Below are 15,929 nucleotides of genomic sequence, written 5' to 3'. Positions count from 1 at the left end.
TGGCTGATCAGGTCGAGGCCTGGTTCGCGGGAAAGTTAATGCATCGCCGGAACACACCGGCACAGAAACTTCTCCCGATAAGGACCACGGACATGAACACCAAGACCCTCATCGCCACCCCGCTCATCGGCCTCGCTGTCATCGGCGCCGGAATCGGAGCCGCCGGCATCGCTTCCGCGGGAACCCTGCCGACTAACGGCAACACGATCGCCATGACGATCTACAACTCGACCGACCAGACGATGACCCTCACCGGTGACTACACCTCAGCCGGCGACTTCATCGCCGGACCGCAGGAAACCCTCGCACCGCACTCGTCCGAGATCGTCACGGCTGCGGTGGACAACTTCGGCGGACTGACCGCGGTTGTGAACTACGGCGTCCCGGACACCAACACGATCGTCACGTTCCAGGCCAACAACAGTGCCCAGGGCGCGACGACCGACGGAACCACCGTCGGTGGCGTGCACGCTCGTCGCTACGACGTCTCCACCACCATCGACACCGGCGTTCCGACCATGAACGTTGCGTACACAATCGCACCGAACTAGAAGGAGTCGCCTACTGATATGCCCTAGCTAGTGGTCAATCACGAACCGAGAGTGGTCATTCCCAATAAGGGGGGAATGGCCACTCTCGGCGTTTGTGTCCAGGTAATTGAATTTTCACTTTGCTTCAGACCCGATCTACCGGGAACCCACAAGGAGAGGGGTTCGGCAGCGGGCCCGCCATATGCACTGAGCAGGAGGATTCTGATGTTCGGTTTTGGGCGTCGACGCGCATACGAGGGCGATCTGGTCGATGACGGTTACGCCGCTCGACCGCGTTGGAGAGGCGGTCGAAGCGACTTGGACGTACCACGCCGAGGCGTCGGTTTCTCGATCCTGCCTTTGCTCCTGCTGATCTGGCTGATCATCGGGGCTATTGCGGCAGGTCAGCGCGGCTACTACACCGACGCGGCCGAAAACTGCGCGAATGCTGGCACGACGATCGTGACCATCGTTGCGGGTCCGCTCAACTACATGGGCGTGAACCCCAAGGTCGAGGACTGTAATCCGAACCTGCCTCAGCCGAGTCAATAAGGCTGAACCAAAAGAAGCCCGCAGCGAAAAGCTGCGGGCTTCTCCTTTGACGGAATTCACACCCATCCAGATCGTCGGCCGCTCCGAATCAAGCCAGTCAGCCCTACCCGCCACTGGATTCGGAGTTTCAATGACTGACCTTGCGCCCTATTTCGACGACGTTCAATCCCATTACGACCTGTCGGATGACTTCTTCGCCCTCTTCCTTGATGACAGCCGTACCTACAGCTGCGCGTACTTCGCCGGCGATGACTTTTCCCTGGCCGAAGCGCAGCAGGCAAAAATCAATCTCTCCCTCGAGAAGTGCCGCCTCGAGCCGGGCATGCGACTGCTGGACATCGGGTGCGGTTGGGGCGCGACGATGATGCGGGCCGTTGAAGGCTACGACGTCCAGGTGACGGGCTTGACCCTGAGCCGCAACCAGCACGATCACGTCGCACGACTGCTGGCCGCCAGGCCGAACGCCCATGGCAGCGAGGTTCGGCTGCAGGGCTGGGAGGAGTTCAACGAGCCGGTCGACCGCATTGTCTCGATCGGCGCATTCGAACATTTCCGGTACGAACGGCATGCCGCTTTCTTCGATCGCTGCCGCGAGATCCTGCCGGCCGACGGGCGCATGCTCTTGCACACAATCGTCATCAACGAGCGCGACGTCATCCGGGCGAAGGGCCTCAAGCTCGACCGCAAGTTCTTCGAATTCGGGCGATTCATCGTCACCCAGATCTTCCCGGGCGGAGAACTGCCGACTCCGAGTCGGGTCGTTAAACTCGCGGAGGCTGCCGGATTCGACGTCGAACGCATCCATCCGCTGCAGTTGCACTACGCCCGAACCCTCGATCACTGGGCAGACGCGTTGCGAGAGCGCAAAGAGGAGGCGATCCGGATCGCGTCCGAAGACACGTTCGACACCTACATGCGGTACCTGACCGGGTGTGCCGAGCTCTTCCGGGAGGGCTACATCGACGTCATGCAATTCAGCCTCGCCGTCGCTGATTGACCGGCTGACAAGACGAAGAGCCCGCAGCGCGAAAAGCTGCGGGCTCCTGGTGGTCACCCCGCGACGGGAACCGACACGCGGGCATCGTTCGCGTCGGCACTCAGGCGCCGCCCGAGTCCGTGGACCAGAAGTGCGAATCCCGCGGCGAGCAGCATGTGCCCGGTCCCGGAAACGCCGGCGATTGCCGGGCTGTCGGCGGCCGTCGACCCGAGTACCTGAAGCGTTCCCTTGACGGTCAGCCCCGTGATCGTCAGTGCCAGTCCGCCATTCCACACCCAGGCGAACCAGCGCATCCCGCGGTCGGCACTGAGCGTGAAAACTCGCTCGAGAACGAGAACGATCAGCAGGAACACCGATCCCAGCACGAGAGCGTGCGTGTGCACGACGGCCAGTTGGGTCTGGCCGGTGAAGTCCTGTGCCCGAGTCAGTTCGCGATATCCGAGCCCGCCGAGGAGCCCGAGCACCGTCCAGATACCGAAGGAGCGAAACAGCACCTTCTCCATGAGAACCTCCTTTTTGCGACACCATGTCGCTAACGTGATCCAACGTATGCTTAGGGACACGGTGTCGTCAACATAGCGACACCATGTCGCAAAGTGAGGTTGGTCATGCCGCGGATCGATGCGCCGACCGTGGCCGAACATCGGGCCCAGATCCAGGCCAGGCTCGTCAATGCGGCCGAGCAGATCCTGCGCGCCGAACCTCCGCAGCAGCTCACCGCCGGCGCGGTCAGCGCAGCCGCGGGTATCGCGCGCAACAGCATCTACCGCTATGTCGAATCGATCGACGATCTCCGAGCTCTGGTCGTGGCCCGGTATCTGCCGGCCTGGGTCGATGCGGTCGACGCGGCGATGGCGGATGCCGAAGGTCCACAGGAGAAGGTCGTCGCCTGGGTCCGCGCCAACATCGAGCAGGCGGCGGCGACCGGACATGGGTGGCTGACCGAAGCGTTTCGGTCGACGCCGCTTTCGGAGGACCTGATCGAGCGGGCGCACACGGGCTTGCGGGACAGTCTGGCGCAGGCGTGGACGGAACTTGCGAACGGTGACCGCGATCGGGCGGCCGTCGCTGCGGCGCTCACGATGGGTATCACCGAAACCGGATTCCGACAGCTCGATGCGGGACGCTCGGCGGAACTGGTTCTCGACATGTGTTCCGAAGCCGTGCGCAGCATCGTGGTGGGGTTGGCCCGCCCCTGAATCGACGACGGCCCGCAGCTCGAAAGCTGCGGGCCTTGTCGTGTCCCTGCCTACTTGACCCGGATATCGCCCGGGTTCCAGAAGCCGGATCGGGTGACCTCTCCGGTCTCGAGCTTCGCGGTCTTCGCCTGCGGGTAGTAGCGGTTGAACTTCTCGAGCGAACCCCAGTCGCGACCCCAGTCGTCCATCAGGTAACTCGGGATCGCCAGGCGCGACGCGATCATGTTCGTGAATCCGAGCGGACCGCCGTTCTCCGCGGCCTGCCAGGTCGTCGTACCGGTGACGGCGAGCGGATGATCCGGGAGGATGCGGAAGTTCGGGACCTCGGCAACGCCGTCGACGTGGTCGAACGGACGCTGGCACGGGAACTGAAGGCCGACTGCCCAGTCGAGCAGAACCGGCTGCTTCGAGCCCACGAGACTGTTGAGCGTCTGCAGCTGCGGGATACGCGGGGGAGTGAAGGCCACCCACTGGTTGTCCGCGAGGATCGGGTCGTTAGCGACGATTCGAACGACGTCGGCCTGGGCCGGGATCATCGAGCGGGGCACGCGCAGGTTGCGCCACGACGGCGACGGCCCGATGTCGAGCGGTCGAACCTGACCGAGGTTCTTGATCGTGCCGTCCGCCTGCCGCTTGCCGTAGTCGAGGAGAACCTGCTGACCGTACGTCGCCTTGCCGGTCGAGTCGACCGAGTAGATCCGGCCGGCTGCGGTGATGACGATGAGCGGCGAGTCAGCGCTCGGCGCCGGCAGCGAGTACCAGCTCGTTTCGACCGAGGCGGGCTGCTGCATCTCCTTCTGGAACGAGCCGAGAACCGGGGTCGTGCCGGGGTTCAGCCCGTACGGCAGCTTCGCGTGGCTGCCGTTGATTCCCGGCTTGTCGAGTTCGCCACCCTCGGTACCGGCCTCCTGACCGCGCGCGAACTTCGGGCCGATGAAGCCGGAATCCGCGCCGCTGGAACCGGGGTCGACGCCGGTTTCCTCGGCGGTGAGATCGGTGTCGACGCCGTCCGGCGTGAAGCCCTTCGGGTCGGAGCCGGCGAGCGGGTCGTTCGCGTTCTTCAGCGGATGCTTGGGGTCCGCGACCGGCGAGAGGAAGCCCTTGTTCGGGTTCGGTTCCACGAGGACGTCGTTGGCCATTCCGCAGCTTGCGCTGGTGATGGACTCGATGTTCTGGCGGGCCAGCGAGTAGGCCGGGTACTGCCACACCGCGCCCTTGACCATCGAAAGGACTTCGAACGCGACGACCGCGGCGACCGCGACGGTCAGCGGTGCGCCGATGAGACGGCTCGCGATCTTCATGCCCGGCAGGCGCTTGCTCGGTTCCGTGAAGTCCGCTCGCATGGTCTGCCACAGCAACGCCAGGAGGGACAGACCGAAGAGCACGAGTAGCACGTTGCCGGACTGAATTCCCTTGAGCGACACCGTCTTGTCCCACCACGGAATACCGAAGCTCGAGACGTACCAGTAGCCGTTGATGCTCGAGAACGAGAACGCGAGGATGAACAGCACGCCCGACAGGAACAGCGTGCGGTTGCGTCGGACGGTCAGCACGTAGGGAGCGACGAGGACTGCGGCCAGTGCGGCGAGTGAGCCGCCGATGCTCGCGTACGCGCCGAAGTGGTGGGTCCACTTCGTCGGGTTGAACATCATGAAGAACATGGTTCCGAACATGGCGCCGATGAGACGCCACGAGGGACCCAGCGATACGCCGTTGACCTTGCGCTTGCGCAGCAGCACGACGACGCAGGTGATGGCGCACAGCAGCATGATGAGGAACGCGAAGCGGCGTGAGAGCGAGCCGTCGACCGTCGGCAGGATCAGGTAGTAGTAGCGCAGGAAGTCCTTCGTCCACGGCAGGTTCGGGCCGACCGCCGAGCGGACGCCGTTGGCTTCCTGGATCGCCGCGAAGGTCTGGTCGCTGTAGACGACGGTGAGAATCAGGAACCCGGCGGAGGCGATCGGCGCGAGCAGCGCCAACTTGCCGTGCTCGCGGTAGCGACGGGCGGCCACCCGCAGGATCGGGCGGAGTCCGGCGAGCAGGATCGCCACACACATGAGGCCGGTCGGGGCTGCAGCCAGGGTGAATGCGCCGACGAGGCAGGCGATCGCGGCCGGTGCGAGGCGACCGGTGGCGATCGCGCGCTCGACCGAGCACCAGGTCAGCAGCGCGCCGAATGCGACGACCGGCTCGGGACGGAGGCCGTTGTCGTAGGGCAGCCAGAAGGCGAGGAAGACCAGACCGGCCGTGTAGAGCGCGACCTTGTCGTTGCGCACCGTCCGGCCGAGACGGGGGATGACCTCACGACTGATGAGCAACCAGCAACCGATACCGCACACCAGTGCCGGCACCCGGACCCAGGCGCTCGCGGTCGAGATCTCGCTGAACCACTGGAGGACGTAGTAATACCAACCGAACGGGGCCTCCGGAACGCCGAACCAGCGGAAGTAGTTCGCCATGTAGCCGGCTTTGTCGGCGACCCGGGCCATCGTCAGGATGTAGCCGTCGTCGGAGGTGTTGGCGCCGATGAAGTGCCACACGATGAGGGTTCCACCGATGAGCCCGTCGGCGACCGTCGGGCGCAGCCAGTGCGCCGGGAAGAACCGGCGGTGACTCCGGCCGTCGCACATGTCGAGGCGGGCGAGCGCGCCGATCGCGATGATCGTGCACAACGCGGCGCCGATGATCGCGGACAGTTTGAGCAGCGTGGGGCTCGTCGTGAATCGCGAATCGACGTCGGACGTGACCTTGAATCCGCTGGCCACGCGGCCGGTCAGGTCCGTGTACAGGCCGACGACCTGCGGACGGAAGTCGCCGACCATGGCACCGTCGAGCGGATTTCCGTCGTCGTCCCGGAGTCCGGCGAACGACGCCGACGTCTTCTCCTGGGTCGAATCGATCGTCACCTGGCTGCACTGTGAGATATCCGCGATCGGTGCCGCCACCACGACGACGTTGCGGTTGACGACCTCGACGTTGGTGTCGGTGGTCCGTACGAAGAGTGCATTGATCGGCGCATTGTCGCCTTGCGCCGGAGCGGTTCCGATGACCTGCGTGCCGCTCTTGAGTCCGCTGAGCACCGAGCACGGAATGACCGCGTGGAACGTCAGCGGAACCTGCGACATCAACGGTGCGTCCACGTCGGTGTAGGTCGCGGACTGCGGCCAGTTGAGTGCGGCGGTCGTCTGCTTCACCGGCAGGAACGGCGTTGCCATCGCGAGGAGGGCACCAAGAAGACCGGCGATCGCCGCGACCGTCGCCGCACTAACCCGCAAACTCGGTCGCTTGCGGTCCGAACCCCGCTCGGGCGGTTCCCCGAAAGACGATTCGGGGAGGTCAGGCACTACGAGCAGAGCGTTCGACACGGCTGAGATGCTACCGAGCAGCCGGTCGGTTTCCGGTGAGGCAAACCGGCGGTGGCACTTAATGGTTCAACAAGAATATGAATGCATGGAATGCCGGATCGCCCATCGATTGCCGGGCCGAGGTGCATAGCCTGCCGCCGGAGAGCCCCTCATCAGGTGCTCGGGACGGTAAGCCATGCACCGACTACGACGATTCCTTGATCCGCCCATCGCTGTAGAGCCCGGTACGGGTCTTTTCGGTCGTCTCGATGCGCCCGGTCGTTTCCGATCCGTCGTACGGCACCAGCCGTTCGAGGTTGCCCCAGTCGCGCGCCCAGTCGTTGTTCGCGAAGCTCGGGATCGACTGTGCCTTCAGCAGCAGGCCCGTCCAGCCGAGCGGTCCGCCACCGATCGAGTCCTGCCAGCCGTTGGTCGCCTCGGCGCCCTTGCGGTCCGGCATGATGCGGAACTCCGGCACCTCGGCGACGCCGTCGACGTGCTCAAACGGTCGCTGGCACGGGAAGGCGAGACCAACGGACCAGTCCAGAAGCACCGGAACCTCGCTACCGACATATTCCTGCAGCGTCTTGACGACCGGCACGCGCGGCGGGGTGATCGCAACCCATTCGCCAGGGGAGATGTCATCGTCGGTGACGACGATGCGCACCGCGTTGGCCTTCTCGGGAATCTGCGACAGCGGCACGCGGAGGTCGCGCCATGACGGCTGCGGACCGATGTCGATCGGCCGGATCTCGCCGAGCTTCTGGACGTTGCCGTCCGCGCCGGCGATTCCGTACTCGACCATGACGTCCTGGCCCTCGGTGACCACGCCGTCCTTGTCGACCGAGTGGATCCAGCCGGCGGCGGCGACGGTGAGAAGCGGTCCCTGTCGATTGAGGCCGAACCACTGCGTGGTCAGGTTCGAGATGCGCTGATCGCCATCGGTCCAACTGCCCAGCGAAGGAACCTCGGCCGGGTCAAGCCCGTAGGGGAGTTCGACCTTGCTGCCGTTGACGCTCACGGTGTCCCGGTAGCCACCGCCGGTCGACGACGGAGTGTTGTTCTTGCTCTTGCCGTCGGTGCTCGTGGAGTTCGCACCGCCCTTACCGACCCATTCGGTTTCGGCGGAGATGTCAATGGGGACGCCGTCCGGGGTGAATCCCACGTTGTCCGCCTGCAGCGACTCCGAGAGTTTGCCCTTGAGCGGCTTGAGAATCGAGCGAGTCGGGTCGGGCTCGACGAGCACATTGTCCGCGAGCGAACACGGGTGTCCCGCAAGCGCTTCGAGGTTCGACTTCGCGATCGAGTACGCGGGGTACTGCGACACCGCGCCCTTGACGAACGAGAGGACTTCGAACATCACCATGAATGCGACGATGACCGTCAGCGGCGCGGCCGCGAGGTCACGGAACACCCGATGTGTCGATCCGTCCGCGATGTAGGGCGCGCGATAGTGCTGGTAGGCGGCGATCAGCAGAAGCAGGACCGTGCCCGCGAGGAACAGGGTCGAGATGCCGTGACCGGCGATCATGACCGGCTTGTCCCACCACGGGATGCCGTAGCTCGACACGTACCACCAGCCGTTCGGGCCGGTGAAGGCAATTGCGGTGAAGAAGGAGATGAAGGCGGCGAACAGGGTGCGGTTTCGCGGTGAGGTCATCGCGGTCCGGCCGACCGCGACCGCAGCCAGTGCGGCGACCGAGCCAGCCAGCCCGGCGTAGACACCGAAGTGGTGCGTCCACTTGGTCGGTGTCCACATCATCATGAGCAGCGCACCGAAGACGATGCCGAGGATGCGGATCGACGGGCCGCGCGAGGTGCCGGGGATCTGCCCACCCTTGCGCAGCATCTGCATCACGCAGGTCGCGAGGCAGACCAGCATGATCAGGACGCCGAACCGACGGGCGAGGGAGCCGTCCGGCCCGAAGGTCAGCAGGGCATCCCAGCGCAGGCGCTCGTCGAACCAGGCCACGTTCGGTCCGACCGCCATCCGGACGCGGGACGCTTCCTTGACCGCGGCGAGCGTCTGGTCGCGGAACACCGGAACGAGGATCAGAGTTCCGGCCGCGGCGATCGGTGCCAGCAGGGCCGCGAAGCCGTGAGTCTTGGCGCGCTTGATGAGGATCTGCAGGAGTGGCCTCGACGATGCGGCGAGTGCGGCGATACAGATGAGGCCGGTCGGGCCCGCAGCCAGCGAGAACGCCGCGATCATCACGGCGATCGCGGCCGGCATGAGGCGTCCGGTGGCGATCGCGCGCTCGGCCGAACACCAGGTCAGCAGGGCGCCGAGCGCGATGATCGGCTCGGGTCGCAGACCGTTGTCGTAGGGCAGCCAGAACGCGAGGTAGACCAGGCCCGAGGTCCAGAGCACCAGGCGGTCGCGGCGGACGCGGGCGCCGAGCCGGGGAAGCACCTCACGACTGATGACGAGCCAGCCGATGATCGAGGCCGCGAGGGTGGGCAGACGCATGAACATGCTGGTCGTCGAGATGTGCGCGAAAACGGTGAGGAGGTCGTACGCCCAGCCGAACGGGGCTTCCGGAACACCGAACCACCGGTAGTAGTTCGACATGTAGCCGGTCGGTCCGGCGGCGCGCCCCATCGTGAGCAGATAGCCGTCGTCAGAGGTGTTGGCGCCGATGACGTACCAGACGCCGAGCGTGCCGATCATGAAGACGTCGGCCAGCGAGATCCGGTACCAGTGCGCCGGCAGGAAGCGACGGGCGCGGCGGCCATCGGAGCAGTCCAGTCGGTGCAGGGCCGCCAACGAAATGATCGTGGTCAGGACCGCGACGATCATGGCAAAGGTCTTGATCAGAGTCGTCGACGTCGTGAACCGCGAGTCGATGTCGATGTGAACCTTGATGCCCGACGACTGCAGCGTCGCCTGCGGGAGATCGGTGAACAGGCCGACGACCTGCGGCCGGAGGTCTTCGCTCTTGGTGTTATCGAGGCGCGAGACACCGCCGACCTTCGTGACCGTCTTGTTGACGTCCGACGCGATCGAAATCTGTTGACAACCAGCGAAGTCCGACAGCGGTGCGTTGATCAGGGTCTTGTCGCGGAGGATCGCCCGAACCGACACCGGAGCGCCGTCGAGAGCCGGTTCGACCGTGATGACGAGGCCCTTGGAGCTCTGGCCGTCGGATTTGTCCGGAATCGTCGCGACGATCGTCTGCTTCAGCGCGCCGGGCGCGGTCAGCACCGAGCACGGCACGGTGAAGTCGGCTCGAACCGGCGTATAGGAAACGAGTGGTGCGGTCACACTGCCGGCACCGCGCTGCGGCCAGTCGAGACTTGCCACCGTCGCCTTGACCGGCATGACGGGCAGGGCGATCGCGCACAGGAAGCCAATCAGGCCAGTGACGATCGCGATGATCCGGGCCGTATTCGGCGACGCTTTCTGCACGCGGTGATCGTATTTCAGTTCCATGCCCGGATCGGCCCAGCCGGGTGGGATCCGGCGAGTTGGTCAGCTATTTATCAGGCAGGCCGTCCGCGCCAATGGACGATGTCGAGGGCCGCGGCGACTCCGACGAGGTTGTCGGCGAGTGGTCGCGGCAGCAACTCATCGGCGCGCGCGAGCCGGCGGATGATGGTGTTGCGGTGGGTGTAGAGCCGCTCGGCGGTTCGTGAGGTGTTGCACTGCTCGCGGATGTAGGCGACGACGGTGTGCTGGGTTTCCTCGTCGGCCGTGAGGAAGTCACCGAGAGTGTCGACGACGAACTCGTCGGCACCGGCTTGATCGTGGGTGAGCAGCGCGACGAGCGCGACGTCGTCGAACTGCACGACCCGCTGCACGGATCGCAGTCGAGCCATCATCTGTTGTGTTTTCGACGCGTCGAGATAGCTGCGCCGGAATCCGTCGAGGTCGTGACCGCCGCGGCCGATCGCGATGTTCACGTCCGGATGCGTCGTCATCTGCCCGCTGAGTTCGTCGGTATCGGGAACCCGCGCGCTCGGCACCCAGATCCACAGCGTCGTCGCACTCGCGACCACGGTCAGCCGGCGGACTGCCCCGCACGAGTGCGTGAACGCATCGGCGACCGCTTCGAGGTGTTCTGCCTTCGATCCGGGTGCCGCCCACACGATCGCGGCGACGTGTGGCCCGGTCAGCGGGTGCCCGAGCTGCACCTCGGCCTGCGCCCGCGCGATCGGAGCTCCCTCCACGATGAGCGATACCGCAGCGAGTTTCTCGGCGTTGCTGCCGCGGGTCAGCTGATGGATCTCCACCCCGATCTGTTCGCCGACCGCCTTGATCGTGTCGTCGATGAATGTGCTGATGGACAACGACGAGATCGTCAGCAGTTCGCGAAGAAGATCGGGGTCACGCGTTTCCGCGAAGCAGATTTCCATCCACAATCGCCACGCGACGGTCTGCCCGGTTCGGTACGTGTCGAGTGCCGTTGAGTCCAACCCGCGACGAGCGATGTCCCGCGAGACCTCGAGCACCTCGATGCCAACGTTCGGCGGCACACGGCGCCCCGGACTGCGCACATTGTTGGTGATCCAGTGGAGAAGATTCGCGAGATTGCTGCGCGTGATGCTCGCCGCCAGGACCGGGTCCGCGGACACCGTGGCCATGCCGGGACCGCCGAGTGTCGCCGCGTTGACCTCTTCGATCATCTGAGTCTGGGACAGCGCCAATTCGGCGCAGCGGCGAAAGAGTGCGGCTACTTGTTCGCTCGGTTCCGGCCAGGGAGCGGTCATTCTGCACACTATGCCCCAGTCCGATGGTCGATCTGAGGCACATTGACATAGTAAGTGGGTCGCGGTGTCCCGCATTCTTGATGCAACGAACCTCAACGAGGAGGAATGGCATGACCGCCAACACCGCAACTGACCACTTCGACGTACTCATCGTCGGCGCCGGGATCTCCGGCATCGGAGCCGCGCGCTACCTGAAGACGAAGCAGCCGAACAAGTCGTTCGCGATTTTGGAGGGGCGTGCGAACTTCGGTGGAACGTGGGACATGTTCAAGTACCCGGGCCTTCGCTCGGACTCGGATCTGCACACGTTCGGCTACGAGTTCAAGCCGTGGAAGGACAAGGACGCGATCGCTTCGGCGTCGAAGATCATGTCCTACCTGGGCGAGACGCTCGACGAGAACGGCCTCGCGTCGCACATCCGCTACCACCACAAGGTCGTGCGTGCGGAGTGGTCGTCGGCAACCGCGCGGTGGACCGTTGAGATTGAGCGCACCGACACCGGTGAGCGCACCTTCATCACGTCGTCGTGGATCTTCAGTGGCGCCGGCTACTACAACTACGACGAAGGCTTCACCCCGAACTTCGAGGGTCGCGAGCGCTTCGAGGGCACGATCGTCCACCCGCAGCACTGGCCCGAGGACCTCGACTACACCGGCAAGCGTGTGGTTGTGATCGGCAGTGGTGCGACCGCGGTGACCCTGGTGCCGTCGATGGCTCCGACCGCCGCACACGTCACGATGCTGCAGCGCACGCCGACCTACGTCATGCCGGTTCCCCGCCAGGACCCGTTTGCGAACATCGCGAACCGACTCCTCGGCGACAAGCTCGGATACGCGGTCGCCCGCCGGAAGAACATCCTGCAGCAGAAGTACGTCTATGACTTCGCGCAGACGTTCCCCGGCCTGGCCCGGAAGATCATCCGCACAGTCAACGCGTCGATGCTGCCCTCGGACTTCCCGGTCGACGAGCACTTCAACCCGCCGTACAACCCGTGGGACCAGCGCCTGTGTGCGGTTCCGAGCGGCGACCTCTTCAAGGCACTGTCGAACGGCTCGGCGTCGATGGTCACCGATCGCATCAAGACGTTCACCGAGAAGGGCATCCTGCTCGAGTCGGGCCGCGAGCTCGAGGCCGACATCATCGTCACGGCGACCGGCTTGAACATCCAGATCCTCGGCGGCATCGAGCTGCACGTCGACGGCCGCAAGGTCAACAATCCGGACCTGGTGGCCTACCGCGGCACGCTGCTCTCGGGCGTTCCGAACCTCGCGATGGCGATCGGGTACACGAACTCGTCGTGGACGCTGAAGATCGGCATGCTGTGCGAGTACTTCTGCGACCTGCTCGAGCACATGGACAAGAACGGATACGACACCGTCTGGCCCGTCGCTGATCCGGACATGGAGACCCGCCCGCTGCTCGACTTCGAGGCCGGCTACGTCATGCGTGCCCTGGAGAAGCTGCCCAAGCAGGGGACGGCCAAGCCGTGGAAGATGTCGATGAGCTACTTCGATGACAAGAAGATGCAGAACGCGCCGACAGTCGACGAGCACCTCAGCTTCTCGAGCCCGTCTCGTCGTCAGCAGCGCAACCTGGCCAAGGTGAGCTGACGCCGGCTAGGCACGCAGCCAGCCCGAACGAAGAATGCAGCCTGAACCGCGATTACCGCGGGTCAGGCTGCATTCATCTGAGTAGAGCTCAGCGTTCGAGGGCTCGAATCAAGAGATCCTTGATCTCGGCCTGGCCTTCCTCGACTGAGCGCAGGCGGGCACCCAGACCCTCGCGGATGTCATCGATGCGGCGCTCGACCTGGTCGAATCTGCGATCAACCTGATCGAATCTGCGATCGTGAAGGTCAAAACGCTCGCGCGTTTGCAGACCCAGCACGTTGACGGCCGCAAGCACTGCCTTGAGGGTCGCGGTCATCTGTACATCCTATCTGTCTGAGGGTTCCCAGACAGTTGGACGAAACGGACGGCTCAGCGGTTCCTGACAACCAAAACGAACGGTCCGATCCGCTGCACAGTGAAGTCCGAGGATTCGAACAACTTCGGGTCGAAGCTCACCGTGTAGCGCTTCACGTTCGGGTTGTTCGGGTAAACGTCCTCGGCAAGCCGCAGCGTGTACCCGTTCGGGTCGTACCGGAAGAGGATCGCATCGGGTGCGCGCCACGGCAGCTTCGCCCAGGCCTGCTCGACTTCGGCGGGCGTCGTGAGTTTGCTCCACGACTCGATGGCTTTCGCGCGCTGTGCGAATTCCGATAGCGGATTCGCATAGTGCGAGGTCAGCGCCTGGAATCCGAGGTACGGGTAGTAGCTCAGGAAGCTCGTGTCGGCGGTGAGCACCACGGTGTCGCGCCGGAGTCCGGGCCGGAGCTTTTGCAACTCGGAGTCAATCTGTGCGTAGTACGTCGTGGCGGATGCGGCACGACGGTCGGCGCGGTGTCCGGCTCCGTCGGTGTCGGTGTAGGCCAGCGTGATCTCCCGATCGAGGATGCCGGGGATGTTCTGCGTGAAGCTCAGGCACGCGAGTCCGGCGAGACCGGCCGCCACCATGCGGCACGCGGACCTCTTCTCGTACTTGGCCGCCCAGGAGCGGCTGAACTCGAGGAATCCGAACACTCCGGCGGCCGCGAGCAGAGCGATGAGGACGGGTTCGAGCCGGAACGACAGCAGCGTCCGGCCGATGACCGTCACCGTCATCGAGGCGAGCGTCCACAGATAGATGACCACGATGCCGATCGCGAGCGACTGCGCGCGGCGCGAGGTTCGGACCCGCAGGAAAAGCCAGACGGTTCCGAACATGCACAGGATGCCGACGAGCGAGAACGACAGCATGGGCAGCGACAGTCGAGCACCGGCGTCAGGCAGGTAGTGGGTCGCGCTGCCCGTCTCCGGCGTGATCGCACCAAAGGATTCGATGAGATACGGCGCCCACACCAAGCCGGTGCCCATCGCGGCCAGCGTGCCGATGACGACGAGCTTGAGGAAGATCGTGAGGTACTGGCGCGTGAGGTAGGCCGCGACGAGCGCCATCGCGCACACCATCAGCACGGTCACGCCGAAGTACAGGGTGTAGAACGAGCCGGCGAGGCCGACGAAGGCTCCGGTTCCGATCGCCGCGCCCCAGCCACCGCTCCTACCATCCCGATTAAGCGCCCCCCACGCCAACACCAGCACCGGCGGGATGAGAACCGTGAGGACGGCACCATACGGCTCGGGAGAGTTGTAGGCGAGGACCATGGCGGTCACTGCGACCGACACCATGACCGCCCAGTCGGACCGGATCAGGCGACTCCACAGCACCAACGCCACAACCGCTGCGACCGCGATCGACGCGACGGCAAACGGTTTGAAGGCTGCCCAGCCCGACAGGCCGAAGAGGTTGGCGACGCGACCACCGATCCAGAACCACCCGGCCGGGTAATACGGCGCCATGTCCGGATAGGTCATGTCGCGCAACGCCGGGCTGTCCGTGAGCCGCGTCAGAAACTCGGTGCGGAACTCCTGGTCTGCGGTGATGCCGTGCAGGTAGAGCTTCGTCGCGGCCAGCGGAACGCCGAGGGTGACGGTCACGTACCCGGACAGGCCCGCCCACGACAGCAGGCGGGCAATCCACGGCCACCGCCCGGCGCGGTACAGCAGCACCGAGATACCGAGCGCGACAAGTGTTCCGACCTGTCCGACGGTGGTGACGGCATGCAACACATTGGACGAGTTGTACGCCGGCCATTCCACCTTGCCGAAGGCGTACAGACCCACACCGGCGACGATCGCAGCGACGACCGACGCGGCCAGCATCTCGCCGACGGCCGTACCGACAGCGCGAACGGCCGAACGCATCAGATCGGGAGCTTGCGGAAAATCGGGCGCGGCACGTGGCGCAGGCCCGACATCACGAACCGCCACGCACCCGGAACCCAGATCAGGGACTTGCCCTTGTCCGCAGCCTTGACGACCTTCGCCGCGAGCTGGTCCTTGTCGATCGTCATCGGGGCTTCCTTGACGTGCGCGCTGAACTTGGTACGCACCATGCCCGGACGGACGACGAGAACCTGGGCGCCGTACTCACGCAGCGCTTCGCCGAGGTTCAGGTAGAAGCCGTCGAGGCCCGCCTTGGTCGAGCCGTAGACGAAGTTCGTGCGACGCACGCGCTCCCCGGCGACCGAAGACATGACGATGATCTTGCCGAAGCCCTGGTTGCGCATTTTCTCGGCGAGCAGCACGCCGACCGAGACGGATGCCGTGTAGTTGACCTCGGCGACACGAACGGCCTTGGACTGGTTCTGCCACAGGACTTCCGGGTCGTCGTCGAGCGCGAACGCGACGATCGCGACGTCGATGTCCGCTCCGACCGAATCGATGACCTTGGGGTGGCTGGCGGTGTCGAGAGCATCGAAGTCGATGACGTCGACCGCGCTTGCGCCCGCGAGGGTCATCTCCCGAACCGCGGAGTCGCGCAGCGGGTCACCGGGGAGCGCGGCGAGGACGACTCGGGCGGCCGTGCGCTTGAGGTATTCAGCGGTGATGGCGAGCCCGATCTCGGAGGTTCCGCCGAGAAGCAGGATGGTCTGCGGGTTGCCGACAGCGTCGATCAT

12 protein-coding genes are annotated in these 15,929 nt (G+C 64.9%); 5 read left to right on the top strand and 7 right to left on the bottom strand.

Annotated elements, in window-relative coordinates:
* Positions 1–92: 92 nt before the first annotated feature.
* The 3 genes from F600_RS0104245 (at position 93) to F600_RS0104235 (ending at position 2,079) form a co-directional block, all read left to right on the top strand.
* On the top strand, positions 93–551 hold the full coding sequence (locus tag F600_RS0104245; RefSeq protein WP_018159346.1) for a hypothetical protein: 459 nt from the start codon (positions 93–95) through the stop codon (positions 549–551).
* 330 nt (positions 552–881) lie between these two features.
* Positions 882–1,082, top strand: coding sequence for a hypothetical protein (locus F600_RS0104240; protein WP_211220040.1), 201 nt, complete (start codon positions 882–884; stop codon positions 1,080–1,082).
* A 130-nt stretch (positions 1,083–1,212) separates the two neighbouring features.
* The gene (locus F600_RS0104235; protein ID WP_018159344.1) at positions 1,213–2,079 is read left to right on the top strand and encodes a cyclopropane mycolic acid synthase family methyltransferase; all 867 of its coding nucleotides are present in this window, start codon (positions 1,213–1,215) and stop codon (positions 2,077–2,079) included.
* A 53-nt stretch (positions 2,080–2,132) separates the two neighbouring features.
* On the opposite strand, the gene F600_RS0104230 is transcribed toward F600_RS0104235, so the two are convergent.
* Positions 2,133–2,582, bottom strand: coding sequence for a DUF2871 domain-containing protein (locus F600_RS0104230; RefSeq protein ID WP_018159343.1), 450 nt, complete (start codon positions 2,580–2,582; stop codon positions 2,133–2,135).
* 105 nt (positions 2,583–2,687) lie between these two features.
* Between F600_RS0104230 and F600_RS0104225 the strand changes: the two genes are divergently transcribed.
* Entirely contained in the window at positions 2,688–3,278 is a 591-nt protein-coding gene (locus F600_RS0104225) for a TetR/AcrR family transcriptional regulator (RefSeq protein ID WP_018159342.1), read from the top strand.
* 50 nt (positions 3,279–3,328) lie between these two features.
* Here the strand turns inward: F600_RS0104225 and F600_RS0104220 are convergent, their stop codons facing one another.
* The 3 genes from F600_RS0104220 to F600_RS0104210 form a co-directional block, all read right to left on the bottom strand.
* Positions 3,329–6,622 (bottom strand): arabinosyltransferase domain-containing protein, encoded by a 3,294-nt coding sequence (locus F600_RS0104220; RefSeq protein ID WP_051090733.1) that lies wholly within the window; start codon positions 6,620–6,622, stop codon positions 3,329–3,331.
* A 205-nt stretch (positions 6,623–6,827) separates the two neighbouring features.
* The gene (locus F600_RS0104215) at positions 6,828–10,055 is read right to left on the bottom strand and encodes an arabinosyltransferase domain-containing protein (protein WP_018159340.1); all 3,228 of its coding nucleotides are present in this window, start codon (positions 10,053–10,055) and stop codon (positions 6,828–6,830) included.
* A 50-nt stretch (positions 10,056–10,105) separates the two neighbouring features.
* Positions 10,106–11,332 (bottom strand): PucR family transcriptional regulator, encoded by a 1,227-nt coding sequence (locus F600_RS0104210; RefSeq protein ID WP_018159339.1) that lies wholly within the window; start codon positions 11,330–11,332, stop codon positions 10,106–10,108.
* 110 nt (positions 11,333–11,442) lie between these two features.
* Between F600_RS0104210 and F600_RS0104205 the strand changes: the two genes are divergently transcribed.
* The gene (locus tag F600_RS0104205) at positions 11,443–12,942 is read left to right on the top strand and encodes a flavin-containing monooxygenase (RefSeq protein ID WP_018159338.1); all 1,500 of its coding nucleotides are present in this window, start codon (positions 11,443–11,445) and stop codon (positions 12,940–12,942) included.
* Between the two features lie 88 nt (positions 12,943–13,030).
* On the opposite strand, the gene F600_RS26915 is transcribed toward F600_RS0104205, so the two are convergent.
* The 3 genes from F600_RS26915 to dprE2 are packed head-to-tail and all read right to left on the bottom strand — an operon-like array spanning position 13,031 to position 15,929.
* Positions 13,031–13,258, bottom strand: coding sequence for a hypothetical protein (locus tag F600_RS26915; RefSeq protein WP_018159337.1), 228 nt, complete (start codon positions 13,256–13,258; stop codon positions 13,031–13,033).
* 53 nt (positions 13,259–13,311) lie between these two features.
* Positions 13,312–15,174: a galactan 5-O-arabinofuranosyltransferase gene (locus F600_RS0104195; RefSeq protein ID WP_018159336.1), complete on the bottom strand. Its 1,863-nt coding sequence runs from the start codon at positions 15,172–15,174 to the stop codon at positions 13,312–13,314.
* Positions 15,174–15,929: a decaprenylphospho-beta-D-erythro-pentofuranosid-2-ulose 2-reductase gene (dprE2, locus tag F600_RS0104190; protein ID WP_018159335.1), complete on the bottom strand. Its 756-nt coding sequence runs from the start codon at positions 15,927–15,929 to the stop codon at positions 15,174–15,176. The genes F600_RS0104195 and dprE2 overlap by 1 nt, the downstream gene beginning before the upstream one ends.

The organism is Smaragdicoccus niigatensis DSM 44881 = NBRC 103563, assembly GCF_000380645.1.
Lineage (GTDB): Bacteria > Actinomycetota > Actinomycetes > Mycobacteriales > Mycobacteriaceae > Smaragdicoccus > Smaragdicoccus niigatensis.
The sequence above is the reverse complement of the archived record's forward strand: the minus strand, read 5'-3'. Positions and strand labels throughout refer to the sequence as shown.

Bases quoted from the DNA above. Each gene is read 5' to 3' on its own strand.
- F600_RS0104235 (WP_018159344.1), top strand. From the start codon at position 1,213: ATGACTGACCTTGCGCCCTATTTCGACGACGTTCAATCCCATTACGAC.
- F600_RS0104245 (WP_018159346.1), top strand. From the start codon at position 93: ATGAACACCAAGACCCTCATCGCCACCCCGCTCATCGGCCTCGCTGTC.
- dprE2 (WP_018159335.1), bottom strand. From the start codon at position 15,929: ATGATCGACGCTGTCGGCAACCCGCAGACCATCCTGCTTCTCGGCGGA.
- F600_RS26915 (WP_018159337.1), bottom strand. From the start codon at position 13,258: ATGACCGCGACCCTCAAGGCAGTGCTTGCGGCCGTCAACGTGCTGGGT.
- F600_RS0104225 (WP_018159342.1), top strand. From the start codon at position 2,688: ATGCCGCGGATCGATGCGCCGACCGTGGCCGAACATCGGGCCCAGATC.
- F600_RS0104210 (WP_018159339.1), bottom strand. From the start codon at position 11,332: ATGACCGCTCCCTGGCCGGAACCGAGCGAACAAGTAGCCGCACTCTTT.
- F600_RS0104195 (WP_018159336.1), bottom strand. From the start codon at position 15,174: ATGCGTTCGGCCGTTCGCGCTGTCGGTACGGCCGTCGGCGAGATGCTG.
- F600_RS0104205 (WP_018159338.1), top strand. From the start codon at position 11,443: ATGACCGCCAACACCGCAACTGACCACTTCGACGTACTCATCGTCGGC.
- F600_RS0104230 (WP_018159343.1), bottom strand. From the start codon at position 2,582: ATGGAGAAGGTGCTGTTTCGCTCCTTCGGTATCTGGACGGTGCTCGGG.
- F600_RS0104215 (WP_018159340.1), bottom strand. From the start codon at position 10,055: ATGGAACTGAAATACGATCACCGCGTGCAGAAAGCGTCGCCGAATACG.